Consider the following 267-nt stretch of genomic DNA (forward strand, 5'->3'; position numbering starts at 1 on the left):
CGGTCGTTCCCGGTGCCGACCACGCTCGCCACCCACCTACGGCTGGAGGTGCTGGCCAGCCAGTGCACCGGCGGCCCGGCGTACGCCGGTGAGCAGGACGACGACCCGGCCACCACCACCGACTGCGCGACCGCCAGCCCGGCGCGCGACCAGGTCCGGATCGCCGAGTTCCAGGTGTTCTCGAAGTGAACCCGCCGGGGGAGCCGGACACCGGGCGGCCGGCGGCGGGCGGCACCTCCGCCACCGCCTCCTCGGTCGGCTCGGCCT

The 267-nt window shown here is 76.4% G+C and carries 1 protein-coding gene; it reads left to right on the forward strand.

The window, feature by feature from the left end; all coding sequences use genetic code 11:
* A partial coding sequence (locus tag ACSNN7_RS29155; RefSeq protein WP_436684239.1) for a hypothetical protein occupies nt 1-189 on the forward strand: 189 nt, incomplete at its 5' end.
* Between the last annotated feature and the right edge of the window lie 78 nt (nt 190-267).

It is taken from the genome of Micromonospora sp. URMC 105, from assembly GCF_051386295.1.
Lineage (GTDB): Bacteria > Actinomycetota > Actinomycetes > Mycobacteriales > Micromonosporaceae > Micromonospora.